Source organism: Yersinia aleksiciae, from assembly GCF_001047675.1.
GTDB classification, from domain to species: domain Bacteria; phylum Pseudomonadota; class Gammaproteobacteria; order Enterobacterales; family Enterobacteriaceae; genus Yersinia; species Yersinia aleksiciae.
In genome coordinates this window covers 232,915-245,362 of record NZ_CP011975.1, presented here as the reverse complement: position 1 = coordinate 245,362, position 12,448 = coordinate 232,915, and the positions used below count along the sequence as shown (strand labels likewise).

The following is a 12,448-nucleotide window of genomic DNA, read 5'->3' as shown; positions in this document are numbered from 1 at the left end:
ACAAAGTGATAATTCGAACGTCTAAAGCAGGGAGGTGTTGTTGTAAACATGCCGCAAAAGGGGCCATGTTCGCAACCATTTCATGGAGAGAGACATGAGCGGTTGAAAAGGCCGCCTCGAAAACACCCGAGGAGATACTCTTTTAGCGGGGGAGAATTCCTCGCACACTGCCATTATTCAAGCACTTATAGAAAAAAGATTCAGCGATCCTTATCACACTAAGTCTGTTGCGTGGGGCGATAACGTCAGGTTATCGACGATGGTGACAAAACACTCATTGAAATGGGTGTCAAAGAGCAGCGAATTTAATTCTGAGGTACCTATATCGCACCCCGGATAATAATTCATTAGGAATGACCACAATATAAAATAATAAAATATTGAGTATAAAAGGTGATTTATTCAGCAAGGTACTGATTCAATATGCATATTGAAAAATGACAATATTAAAAGTTAGACTTTAATGAAATAAATTGATCAATAAAGCTACTGTTTAATTTCCACGTAATTAGCAAGGTAATTATTTTTTTGATAAATAAAGCGTGCGTAGGACGATAAATAACTGTGCCGTAGGATTTTTCCTACACCAGATCGACATCTTATCTTATATACAGAGAAACGCTTAAAACGTCTAATGACAACATTATTATTAAATTCATATATTATTCTTCTTAAACAGATAATAAATGAAATTAAGCCACAGGCGTCAGCCTATAGGTCGATTAAGTATCGAAATGTGATACATTTTATATATCAGGATTATTAAAATGAAAAAGCAACTGGCCCAAATTACCGTACTCTCCTCTTTAATTTTTGGTATTAATGCTGCCAATGCAGACGCACCTACTGCGACATTAAAAGTAGTAGGTAGTTTGACAGTGCCAAGCTGCACCATCGTTGCGCCAGATGACGGCGTGTATAACTTTGGTCACTTGTCTTCATCTTTAGTGAAATCAGGTACTGCAACGACTGCCTTGACACCAATAACTAAAAATTGGACGGTAAACTGTGATGCAGAAACCTATTTGAACTTTATGCCTATCGATAACCGCACTGCTTCTGCAAGTGTTGCGAGTACAACTAACTTCGGCATGGGTAACGTAAACGGTACCGGCAAAATCGGTTACTACAATGCGCAGATGAAGAATGGCACCGTGGACGGTAAAGCGTCTAACGTGTTCTCTTCTGCTACGACAACCTTTGCCGCAGCATCGACGGCTAACCTGACCACAGGTTTGCGCACGGGTTGGTCTTCTGCGGCTAATACCCAGAGTGTCGGCAAAGTGTTCACTGCTGATATCACAGTCAGCCCGGTTCTTGCAGGTACCACCACCATGGGCGGTCCGATCACTGAAGATGCAGAGATCGATGGTTCAATGACGATGAACTTCGCCTTCGGTATCTAATTCTCGCCTAGATAACGACATAAAAGCAGGGGCGGAATTAATCTGCCCTTTATTTAAAATGAGTCAGATTTTTTGATAAATACTAGCGATATTCTAATATCGGGAGTTGCTCAAATATGATGAAAACGCACATCTTACAATTAACTGTTTTTGCATCGTTAATGTTGTCTATGGCTACCCAAGCAACCACTCCTTCTACGGTATTAAAAGTTAAAGGAAACATGGGGGTGCCGACCTGTATTGTCAATGCACCTGATGGTGGTATTTATAATGTGGGTAAGGTTTCATCAACCAAAATAAAGGCGGGGACGGTCGTGACTGAACTGGCCCCGATACGTAAAACCTGGACTGTTATCTGTGATGGGGTGACGTATCTTAGCCTCACCTCACATGATAACCGCATAGCATCCATTAGTGATGTCACCGGCATTCATAATTTTGGATTGGGTTTCGTGAACGGCACTGGGAAAATTGGTTTTTATAGAACAACAATGAGTAATGCCAAGGTCGATGGCGCGAGTAGCTTCTTGTATTTTATCGATGCCAGTAACGCCTTACAGGGCGGACACTCCCTGGAAACGTTGAGAAATAACTATCGTTTTGGCTGGGCTGAGAATACCACCACAGCGAAAGCCGGTAAGATATTTAGTGCTGATTTTACAGTGACGCCGACACTGGCGGGTGCAAGCACTATGGGGGGCCCTATCACTGAAAATATAAATATTGATGGTTCATTAACTATGAACTTTGCATTCGGAATTTAGCTTATATATTCACATATACACAGAGTCGTTGTTTACTTAGATAGCGTCGTGTGATTTTTTTTAAAACAAAAATGATTCTGAACTGATAACAATAGTTAATTTTTAATAAAAAAGTTCTGTGCTTACCATTAGTGACGCTTATTTGTTCACCTTATTTACGGGACTCTATTTTGTTTGTCTGCCGTTTTTTGTTCCCGTTTACAGTGTTCCTTTTTTCGCTCCTCCCCATAGCGGCTGTATCCGCAATTAAAGAGGGGGCAGTAGTGTTTGACATAAAAACGTTGGAAGGTTTAGGTTACTCAGCAGAATTAGCTGAGTTCTTTAGCACACAGGATAAATTTTTACCGGGCCAGCATGATGTCACCATTATTATCAATGCTAATAAAACCTATCATGTCGTCGCGACTTTCGATAGTGAAGGTCAATTGTGTGCGGATAAAAAATTATTGATGGAGCTGAAATTACGCCATAAAAACAGTAATGACAGTTGCGAGAACTTTGAAAAACTGTGGCCTGGGGTGGCTGTTAAGTTATTTCCCGGCCAATTCCGCGTTGAGATGACATTACCGCAGGACGCTTTTGACCCTGAAATGGAAGGCAGTGATTACCAACAGGGTGGTCATGCATTATTACTTAATTATAATTTATTTGGTCAGCGCTTCGAGAGTAACAACGACACCCTTAATCTGTTTCAAGGGCAATTTGAGCCAGGCATTAACTTTAATAACTGGGTACTGCGAAACCGTGGTGCCTACACTTATAGCCAAGGAGTCAGCAGTTACGACAATCAGGAAACTTACGCATTGCGTGCTGTGGAGTCATTAAAGTCTGTTGTGCAACTGGGTGAATTTGGTCTGGCTGGCGAGACATATTCTGGCCTGCCAATAGCTGGCGTTCAGTTATATTCCGATAATGCTCAGTTGAATAATACGCAGCTCACGGTGCCGATTGAAGGGATGGCAAATACTAATGCCACTATTGAAATTCGTCAGCGTGGGCGGGTTATTTACCGAACAGTTGTCGCGCCGGGACCATTCTCGTTATCCAATATTAGTAATTTTTCCAGCGGTGTCGTGACGGATGTCGACGTGATTGAAGAAGATGGTACACGTCAGCATTTCACGGTATCCAATGCCCTTGACCCCAATTTTGAGCAGCAGGCCAGTACACACCAGTTGGCGATAGGCCGCTATCGGAATACGTTGCTTGATGCTAATGGCCAGTCGCCACTCTTGGTTTCGGGCGAAATGTCGTTTAATCCGGCGAACTCTTTTCGTATGACGTCAGCCGGGCTTATTTCCACTGATTATCAAAATATCAGTGTGCAAAATCTTTATAGCGGTTTGGCTAATGCCTGGTTTTCAGCGGCGGTAAGTTATACCAATACCAAGGATGTAGGTCAGGGATACCAGTTTATGTTGCAGAACCAGATGGCCATTAACGGTAATTTAAGTGCGTCACTGTCGACGCTATACAACTCAGTGAATTACTGGTCGCCCGATAATGCCCTGAGCAGCGGCAATAATCTAAATGACTTGATGTATGGGAAATTACAAAACTCCACCTCGGCGGCTGTGACATGGGCGCATCCTCGATGGGGCGCATTTTCCTATGTACTGTCCAATAATAGGTATTATCAGGCAGCAGACAGTATTTCTCAGACTTTTTCGGCGAGTGAGCAATTTGGCCGAGTCACCACCACGTTGAGTTTCCAATCTACCTCACAGGGGCAGAATGCTATTTATGTCGGTATTAGCATGCCATTAGGTAAAGGGTCACTCAGTGGGCGGATGCAACGCGCCAACGGTAATATGACGTTAGGCAGCACTTATCAGGGGACCTGGGATGATGATAAAGGGTACTCAGTGGGAATCACGGGCAGTGATGCTCAACGACGAATCAATGGTGCACTGAATATGAAAACGGCCTATTCACAGCTAGCTGGCGGAGTTTCTCAGGCAACCAATAATAGCCGCTCGGTATATTTTTCATCCAGTGGATCAGTGGCTTATGCGAACAACACCTTTGCCACTTCATCGTCAGCGATTGGTGATACTTTTGCGGTAGTGAATGTACCAAATCAATCTAACTTGCGCGTATCTTCACCAAGCAGCGGTATGGCGATTACCGACTATGCCGGGACGGCTTTGCTGCCGTCAGTGATGCCTTATACCGCATCGAAAGCACAAATAAGTACCAAAACATTGCCATTGAATATCCGACTTAATAGCACCAGTACTGATTTGAAGGTGACGCGTGGCACTGTGGCAACCCGTAATTTTGAAGCGACAGAAACTCGCCAACTATTGCTGACAATTCGTAGTCGTCGCGGCGAGATGATGCCGGTGGGTGCTAACGTGCTCGATGAAAAGGGTAACTTTCTGGGCACCATTATCGGTGATGGTAACTTTATGTTGGAAAACAAGGCGATTGGTATCATGTTACGCATAAAACCTGCCAACAGCAGTGAGTGCGTAGTGAGTTATACAGAACCGGATAAGTTTGATCCGGATACGTTGTATGAAGTTGCTGACGCGGTATGCCATTAATTTTTTTAAAACAGTCCAGCAAGCAGGCACTCAGTAAATATTTTTTTGAAATAGGATCTATTATGCAAAATACGATGGTTAGCTATACCAGCATGAATACCGTGGCTACATATACCAATATCTACAAACGTTTTAATTCGCTATTTATTTTGGTTTTGCTGGTTCTGTTAAGCTGCTGGAGCATCGCATCTTATGCTTCATTCAAATTAGAAAGTACAACGGTCATGTTGAAAGAGGGTGAGGGGCGCACCAGTTTCACCATAGATAACACCTCCACTCACCCGATATTATTGGTCACTAAGTTGGCTGATTTGGATGGCAAAAATCTGAGTAAGCAGATTTTGATTTCGCCGCCCGTAACACGCATTGACGCTGGACAAAGCCAGCAGGTTAACTTTGTGCTGAAAAAAGGCACGGTGCTGGATACTGAAGTGCTATTAAAAGCCTCATTTGAAGGTGTCGAACAGGTGCCGGGTAATGCGACTGTGATGCCCATTCGCCAGGAGATTGGTTTTCTGATCCAACCGGATGCAGTACCACAGATCAAAACACCATGGCAGGAGTTAGTCTTCTCCACCTCAGGTAATCAGTTAATCATTAAGAATCCGAGCAAACATGTCGTTCGACTTGGGCCACAGGTGATTGTAGTGCCAAGTAATGAAGTCGTTGCTTTAGGTAACCCTTATATTATGCCCGGAGCCACTAAACAGTTTGCGATTACATCTGTACCAACGTCAGTTAAAGTCAGACCACTGAGCCGATATGGATTTGTGCAGGCAGAAGTTACAGTTCCGGTTACGCGCTAACATCTTATTACCTGGAATATGAAGAATTTTTAATATTAGAAATTTATGGCGGCCAGTCATGGCCGCTTGGTTATTATAAAATATAAGATTAATGATGATACAATAAAAACACTGCCAATCTAATTAGCCAGACTGCCGAAACGGTGATAAAAATCGTTAATATTTGTATTTAAGTGGTAATCAAATTGATTGATAATGTTGTTATTTGTGGTGGCTAATGTTAATTATTCTATGGGCATTAAAGCGCTAAATATTTTTTTTAATTTTTTAACGTAAATAAGCTGTAAATTTTTTTTTGGAATTACTTCTCATTGGCTTTTATTAAACATAGCACATAGAATTGCGATGACATCAGTCCTGCCGGTAAAGATAATCGCAAGAAACATCCTATTTTACTGTTTTACAATGTTTTTTAATTCATCTGCTATTGCACTATTTTTAATTTTTAATTTACCCAGGTTTTTATATTATCTTTTGCGTATGAATCTTCCTACGCGCAAAGGTGATCATTCATACGGATAAGTTCCACTATTCTTTTTGTTCTATTTAATGATTCTTAGTTTCCAATAAAAATGTTAATAGTTTTACACTTTAGTCCGAATTGACAATGTTCTAAATGTTGTAATAATGGCCATAACGAAATCGGATTTCACTGATTCAGAATTTTAATCCTAATTAAAAACTTTGGTCTAAGTTTTATTTTAAAACACGGGAAATTAATATGAAAATTAAATCTGGCAATTTATTAATTGCCGCTATCGCTGGCATATTTATTGCGCAATCTGCTATTGCTGCCGATGGAACTATTACAATTAACGGTCAAATTACAGATACCACCTGTGGCATTGCCGTAAACAATGGCACTAAAGATGCGACTGTTACATTACCCACTGTTTCTGCAAGTGCGTTGAGCACGATTAATTCTGTTGCCGGCACGACACCTTTCAATATCGTACTGTCAGGTTGTACTGGGACGACAATGAATAATGCTTACGCCTATTTTGAGCCTGGTGCCAAAGTGGAAACAGCGACAGGCCGTCTGAACAGCGACGGAACTGCAACGGGTGTTCAGGTTCGTCTGTTGAATAAAAACAGTGCGCCAATTTTGGTGGGTAGCGCTAGCCAAGGCGGAGTGGTGGAAGATATTACTGGTGGTGGTGCAACATTAAACTACTATGCCCAATATTATGCCAATAATGCGGCTGTTGGCGCGGGTACAGTCATAACTCAAGTAGATTATACTATTGTTTATGACTAACTAAAGTGTCTGATAAAGCATTGTTATCTGCTACAACATGGGAGCTTATTGCTCCCAGTTTTATTAGCACAATGGTTAGAAATATAATCACTGATAGCAACTAAATAGTCGCTGGAAACCACATAATAGTTGGAAATCACATGCGTAGAATATTCGTGACAGCATTTACCCTTTTAACATTACTGGTTGCAACGACAGTTGCCCATGCTGAAGTTATGATCGGTGGTACGCGTGTTATTTATGATGAGAAACAGCGCGAAGCTGTGGTAAAGGTTTCCAATACCGGCGATATGCCTGTTCTTTTACAAGCCTGGATCGATAAAGGCGATATTAATGCACGGCCAGATACTATTAAGGTTCCCTTTAGTGTTACGCCACCAGTGGTACGTTTAGATCCTAAAAGGGATCAGACTATTCGTCTATTTCGTACCGGTACTGGGTTAGCCGCAGATCGTGAAACTCTTTTTTGGTTTAATTTATTAGAAATTCCACCGAAGCCAACCAAAAGTGTCAATGGTGATGATAACAAGCTGCAACTGGCTTTCCGCACCAGAATTAAAATGTTCTATCGCCCCGCAGGATTAACAATACCCTTTGAGCAAGCTACTCAGCATCTGACGTTCTCTATGAAGGGCAACCAATTAGTCATAAAGAATGCGTCACCGTATTACATCACTTTTAGGAAAATTGAGTTACGGGCATCGAAAGAAGGGCTTGTATTAGCGAACTTGAGCAAAACAAATAATAAGATGGTGGCACCCCTGGGTGAGATTAGCTTATCGGTGGCAGCTAAAGGCTTAATTAATAATACGACGCAAGTGTTTTACTCCATTATTAATGATCAGGGGGGCGAGGTTCTCGTTATACAGAAATTGACACAATAAAGTAGATATAAAATTAACTAACGTTTTTCAGCGTCTTTATTGTGCACTTTCACTTAATGACCTCGATATAATGCTTAATTCAGAGATGTATTATCAAAAATGCGATCGCCTGAAATACTTGTCGGCATTTTCCGTTGCCATTTGTAGTTTGGCGGGAATGTTATCTAGCCAGCCAGTTGCCGCTGAAGACGCTGAAGACGCTGAGTATGTTGAGTTTAGCGATTCCTTTCTCCGTTTTTCTGTTGATGCTGCACGTTATAGTGAAGGGAATCCTGTTGCTCCCGGTATGCGTAGTATTGATATTTATCTTAATGAGCAGTGGGTTGGGCGTCAGGAGATGCGCTTTGAATTAACCTCATCAGAATCCAGTGTTGCCTTACCCTGTTTTGATTTAAGTCTGTTTGATGAGTTAGGAATAGATCCCAATAGGGTAACCGCTGAGATCCTGAAACAGCTGGAAACGACCGGTATTTGCTCGCCATTAAATCATATTCTGGAAGGTGGAAATGCCATCTTTGATGAAAATATACAACGTTTAGATATTCAGATACCTCAAGCTTATTTAATCCGTCAGGCACGCGGCTACGTCAACCCTAAATATTGGGATGACGGAGTGACGGCGGCCACATTGAAATATGACTACACCGGTTATCGCAGCCATCAACGCGATGCCAGTAGCCAGACGTATCAATATCTTGGGTTGTTAGGTGGGTTTAATTGGCAAAGTTGGCGTTTATATTATCGTAGTGCACTCAATCGGAGTGACAGCCAGGGCTTCGATTATCAAAATCTGGCGACTTATGTTGAACGAGCGGTGCCATCTTTGTACAGCAAAATGGTTATTGGCGATTCGAATACTGATGGTCAGGTGTTCGACAGTATCAGTTATCGCGGCATTCAATTGACCTCAGATGATCGTATGTTCGCTGATTCTCAACGAGGCTACGCGCCAGTGGTGCGAGGTACTGCCCGCACCAATGCTCGTGTTGTTGTCCGCCAACAAGGCCAATCCATATATGAAACCACGGTTCCGCCAGGGCCATTTACAATTGATGATCTCTACCCTACAGGCCAGGGAGGAAATCTGAATGTCACTATCACAGAAGCGGATGGCAGTGAGCAGTCGTTCACGGTACCTTTTGCCTCGATAGCGGAATTGCTACGGCCAGGAACGACGCGCTATTCATTAATGGCAGGTGAGTATCGTGACAATTCAATGGTGGAAAAACCGACCCTTGTGATGGGAACCCTGCGCCATGGATTATCCAATTTAATTACCGGTAACGGCGGGGTGGTTGCAGCTGAAGGGTATTTATCTGCATCTGCCGGTCTGGCATTCAATACGTCAGTCGGTGCTTTGGCATTCAATCTGACACAGGCGCAAACCAAGTTACCTGGTGAAGATGATCAAAACGGCCAAAGTTTGGGGGTTACCTACGCCAAATCATTGCCGGAAACCAATACCAGTCTGACTATTTCTAGTTACCATTATTCCAGTAGCGGTTTCTATTCACCGGCAGAAGCTATGCGAATGCGTGACTATTTACAACACGGCGAAGTTAATAAGACCGTTTTTAATTCGAGTTTGCCAAGTGATAGCGCGAGCTACGATGATAGCTTTAAATATCGTCGTCGTAATCAGGCGCAAATCAGTATTACGCAAGGTTTGCCCGAAGGTTATGGTTCTTTTTATGCCAATGCTAATGCGCAGGATTATTGGGGCGGGCATAGTCGCGATATGAACTTCCAGCTTGGCTATAATAATAACTATAAGTCCCTGAGCTATAACGTGGCCCTGAATCGGTTGCGCAATATGTCTAGCGGGGATTGGGACAATCAGCTGAGTGTTTCTTTCTCTATTCCTTTAGGGAGTAAAAGTGGTTCACCTCGTTTGAGCTCCAGTTACGCTAACGCGCGTGGCAGTAGTTCAATACAGACCGGTGTTTCTGGTTCTGCAGGTGAAGAGAATCAGTTTAACTATGGTGTTTCGGCGGCGAATAATCGCACGGATGACAATGGACGTTATAACACGTTAGGTGTGAATGGCAGTTGGCTGGCACCTAAAGCCACCATCGGTGGCAGCTATTCGAAAAGTCATGATTATGATCAGGCCAGCACCAATATTTCTGGCGGCATCGTGGCATACGGTGGTGGTGTGATATTGGCCTCATCTCTGGGCGATACCGTCGGCATTGTCGAGGCACCGGATGCCGCCGGAGCACGTGTTGCCAACTATTCGGGTATGCGTCTGGATAGCCGTGGTCGGGCTGTTGTGCCTTATTTAAGCCCGTATCGGCAAAATGATGTTGAACTTGATCCGAAAGGCCTATCGTCAGATGTGGAGTTTAAAACCACCAGTCAACGGGTAGCTCCGACGGCAGGTGCGGTTGCGCTGATGAAATTCGATACCTCGACCGGCTATTCAATTTTAGTCACAGGTCATCGACTGGATAATACCCCTTTGCCGTTTGGCGCAGAGGTGAAAGAGGTCAATGGTGCTAGCGTCGGTTATATCGCTCAGGGTGGGCAAGCGATGGTTCGGGTGAATCAGCTGTCCGGTAATCTGCGCGTGATATGGGGTGAAGGTGCGGGAGAGAGTTGTGCCTTTGCTTATACGTTATCCCGTGGCGCGTTGGCCCAGGGTGAGTTTCGACAGTTAGAGGTGATATGCAAATGAGTTCCAATTTTAATGGTGTGAAACGTTACATGGCGGAACTCAGTGGCGTGATGCTTCCTCGAATAGCCCGTTTAAAACTGATTTTGTTACTGCTAATAGTGGCGGTGGGTTTAGGGGGAAGTCACCCCAGTTGGGCATATGGCACTGCGTTGGATTGCACCTATAACAACGGCTATTATATTTTTGGCTCAACCACGACCATCAGAGTCAAGCCTAACACTGCTGTCGGTGACCCAATAGGTGGCTGGGTTAATATCATCTCAGCCAATGATTGGCCTTGCCGGATTTTATCTGCATATCAAAATGATGTGATCATGGCTGGCGTTGATGTATTTTCACCTTATACCGTCGCCACTACCACCAATATTGATGGCACCACCTACAATGTTTTTAACTCTGTAGTGAAAACTGGACTAGGCTATGTGGCACGTTTTCGCGTCACGGGCGCAGGCTTTGCCAGTAATTGGATGACAATGAATGGTTATTCACTGGCTAATGCGGTTCGATCTTCACCATTATTGGGGCCCATTCCCTACAATAATGGTGCCGCCTTCAATTTAGGTTTTGAAATACAGGTCCATTTTGTCAAAACAGCGACGAATTTAGTCGCAGGTTCGGCCACTGCTTTTGATCCCGCGTATATTTACGTGTATCGCACTTATAATAATGGTGCCAGTAGTTCACGTGAGCCAAACGGTTATCGAATTGTACAATTCCCATCCAATGCGGTAAATGTGCAGGTTATGACCCAAACATGTGTGACACCCGATGTTATTGTCAATTTACCGGATGTGGCTGCCAGTCAATTTAACTCAATTGGTGATGTTAAAGGGCTAAAGCCATTTAATTTGAACTTTAATAACTGTCCTGCTGGATTAGTGGGGATTAATTATAAATTTGGCGCGACCACTAATGTGCTAAATACCGCTAATGGTGTGGTGGCGTTGGACGCCAGTGCGACGGCCCGTGGGGTGGGGGTATTACTTCGCAGCCAGACAGGTACAGCAATTGAGCTGAATAAGGAGTACACCATGAGTGGTTATAATACCGCGAGCGTACAAAATTATACTGTGCCGATGCAGGCGGGTATTTACCAAACCGAGAATACTGTTAAGTCAGGAACAGTTAAAGGTGGTTTCACATTTACGTTGATCTATAAATGAACACGTTATGGCATTTTCTGATTCAGGCAGGTCGCCAGTCAGACAGCCGACGTGGGCTATTGATTACGGCTACTTTGGTGACTCTGGTGTGCAGTACGGTCGCTCAAGCAGGTGTTGCGATTGGGCTAACCCGTGTCATTGTCACCGGTGATGATAAAGCAGGTAGTGTGCAGATCCTTAATGATGGTCCTCGTCCTGCACTGTTACAATTATGGGTTGATAACAATATTTCTGAAATGGATACACCCATTGAACAGATAAAAGTGCCATTTGTCGTTGATACGCCAGTCTTTCGCCTCAATCCTAAAACCAATAAATCCGTCCGTATTTACTATACTGGCAAGGCGAGTCAACTCCCCTCTGATCGCGAGTCAATGTTTTGGCTGAATGTATTAGAAGTGCCACCGAAAACTGCCACAACTCAGGCGGCGAACAATGAAGTTCAAATCGCTTTCCGTTCCCGGATTAAATTATTCTATCGTCCGGCAGGTATACCGGCCAGTTCAGAAGGGATTACTCGCCAACTCTCTTTTAAATGGATCCCTCAGGGAAAGAGTGCCGTGCTTCGAGTCACGAATCCGACACCATTTAATGTGACATTCCAAACCTTGGAAATTGCGCAAAATAAGAGTGCAACGAAAACGGCTATCAAGTTGAGCAATGACGATATGGTGGGGCCGAAAAGCAGTGTTGATGGTGTGCTGGTCGATAATAAAGTGCCGACTAAGAATATGACGGTGTTTTTCTCAATTATTGATGATTTTGGCTCGGCAATTGAAGGGCAACAAACGCTGCAATAACGGCCATCGTAGACGGCTTGGCTAAGCGCCGCCTACGATATTTATTCAGGCACATTTAGAGCACAAACGCTAAATAGGCTAGCTATCTTTTTTCTTACCAAAAATCTTCAGTAAAGCGCCAACGGCACAGCCAATAACCAC

9 protein-coding genes are annotated in these 12,448 nt (G+C 43.5%); all 9 read left to right on the top strand.

The genetic code is table 11. From position 1 onward, the window contains the following. The first annotated feature begins 767 nt into the window (after nt 1-767). The 9 genes from ACZ76_RS01290 to ACZ76_RS01250 all read left to right on the top strand — a co-directional run bounded on the left by ACZ76_RS01290 (nt 768) and on the right by ACZ76_RS01250 (nt 12,307). On the top strand, nt 768-1,406 hold the full coding sequence (locus tag ACZ76_RS01290) for a DUF1120 domain-containing protein (protein WP_048616091.1): 639 nt from the start codon (nt 768-770) through the stop codon (nt 1,404-1,406). A gap of 119 nt (nt 1,407-1,525) precedes the next feature. Then, entirely contained in the window at nt 1,526-2,170 is a 645-nt protein-coding gene (locus ACZ76_RS01285) for a DUF1120 domain-containing protein (protein WP_048620144.1), read from the top strand. Between the two features lie 170 nt (nt 2,171-2,340). After that, the gene (locus ACZ76_RS01280; protein WP_082146887.1) at nt 2,341-4,719 is read left to right on the top strand and encodes a fimbria/pilus outer membrane usher protein; all 2,379 of its coding nucleotides are present in this window, start codon (nt 2,341-2,343) and stop codon (nt 4,717-4,719) included. 62 nt (nt 4,720-4,781) lie between these two features. After that, complete coding sequence (locus ACZ76_RS01275) at nt 4,782-5,525, top strand: fimbria/pilus chaperone family protein (RefSeq protein WP_162489027.1); 744 nt, start codon at nt 4,782-4,784, stop codon at nt 5,523-5,525. Nucleotides 5,526-6,246: 721 nt separating this feature from the next. Further along, nucleotides 6,247-6,783, top strand: coding sequence for a fimbrial protein (locus tag ACZ76_RS01270; RefSeq protein ID WP_048616089.1), 537 nt, complete (start codon nt 6,247-6,249; stop codon nt 6,781-6,783). A gap of 140 nt (nt 6,784-6,923) precedes the next feature. Continuing rightward, nucleotides 6,924-7,667 carry a fimbrial biogenesis chaperone gene (locus ACZ76_RS01265; RefSeq protein WP_048616087.1) on the top strand — a complete coding sequence of 248 codons (744 nt, stop codon included), beginning with the start codon at nt 6,924-6,926 and terminating at the stop codon, nt 7,665-7,667. A gap of 70 nt (nt 7,668-7,737) precedes the next feature. After that, nucleotides 7,738-10,344: a fimbria/pilus outer membrane usher protein gene (locus ACZ76_RS01260; RefSeq protein ID WP_048616085.1), complete on the top strand. Its 2,607-nt coding sequence runs from the start codon at nt 7,738-7,740 to the stop codon at nt 10,342-10,344. Continuing rightward, nucleotides 10,341-11,507, top strand: coding sequence for a fimbrial protein (locus tag ACZ76_RS01255; RefSeq protein ID WP_048616083.1), 1,167 nt, complete (start codon nt 10,341-10,343; stop codon nt 11,505-11,507). The genes ACZ76_RS01260 and ACZ76_RS01255 overlap by 4 nt, the downstream gene beginning before the upstream one ends. After that, complete coding sequence (locus tag ACZ76_RS01250) at nt 11,504-12,307, top strand: fimbrial biogenesis chaperone (protein ID WP_048616081.1); 804 nt, start codon at nt 11,504-11,506, stop codon at nt 12,305-12,307. The genes ACZ76_RS01255 and ACZ76_RS01250 overlap by 4 nt, the downstream gene beginning before the upstream one ends. The last annotated feature ends 141 nt before the right edge of the window (nt 12,308-12,448 follow it).

What these genes read in the sequence shown, in the direction of transcription:
- ACZ76_RS01285 (WP_048620144.1), top strand. Translation starts at nt 1,526, where the DNA reads ATGAAAACGCACATCTTACAATTAACTGTTTTTGCATCGTTAATGTTG.
- ACZ76_RS01265 (WP_048616087.1), top strand. Translation starts at nt 6,924, where the DNA reads ATGCGTAGAATATTCGTGACAGCATTTACCCTTTTAACATTACTGGTT.
- ACZ76_RS01255 (WP_048616083.1), top strand. Translation starts at nt 10,341, where the DNA reads ATGAGTTCCAATTTTAATGGTGTGAAACGTTACATGGCGGAACTCAGT.
- ACZ76_RS01275 (WP_162489027.1), top strand. Translation starts at nt 4,782, where the DNA reads ATGCAAAATACGATGGTTAGCTATACCAGCATGAATACCGTGGCTACA.
- ACZ76_RS01260 (WP_048616085.1), top strand. Translation starts at nt 7,738, where the DNA reads ATGCTTAATTCAGAGATGTATTATCAAAAATGCGATCGCCTGAAATAC.
- ACZ76_RS01250 (WP_048616081.1), top strand. Translation starts at nt 11,504, where the DNA reads ATGAACACGTTATGGCATTTTCTGATTCAGGCAGGTCGCCAGTCAGAC.
- ACZ76_RS01270 (WP_048616089.1), top strand. Translation starts at nt 6,247, where the DNA reads ATGAAAATTAAATCTGGCAATTTATTAATTGCCGCTATCGCTGGCATA.
- ACZ76_RS01290 (WP_048616091.1), top strand. Translation starts at nt 768, where the DNA reads ATGAAAAAGCAACTGGCCCAAATTACCGTACTCTCCTCTTTAATTTTT.